Origin of the sequence: Pseudomonas sp. N040, from assembly GCF_015637705.1 — a bacterium.
GTDB lineage: Bacteria > Pseudomonadota > Gammaproteobacteria > Pseudomonadales > Pseudomonadaceae > Aquipseudomonas.
Window position 1 is genome coordinate 1 of the sequence record NZ_JADOBE010000025.1, and the last position, 304, is coordinate 304.

Here is a 304-nt window from a genome sequence, read left to right on the forward strand (position 1 = left end):
CAATCGTCAGCGTGTAACCACTGAGCACGGTAGAGCCCGCACCATCCGCACCATAGGTCGGCGTTACCGCCGCCAGCATGGCCGCTGCAAAGCTGCCGCTGTCGCTGTCCGATACCTCGGCACCAATGGTCTGCGCATCCTGGGTGGTCAGCGTGATCGCGCTGGCATCCACCTCGCCCACCGACACGCTCGGCAGGTCATCGTCGAAACTCAGGTTACCGCCCAGATCCAGACTGACCGTGGTGGTGACCTGGTCATTGTCACCGTCGGTCACCGTGGCCGTCGCGCTCAAGCTCACCAGGTC

General features: G+C 63.8%; 1 protein-coding gene. It reads right to left on the minus strand.

Annotated features, from left to right (window positions below):
• Positions 1 to 304: DUF5801 repeats-in-toxin domain-containing protein (locus tag ISX93_RS17015; protein ID WP_219841042.1), on the minus strand; the 304-nt coding region annotated here is incomplete at both ends.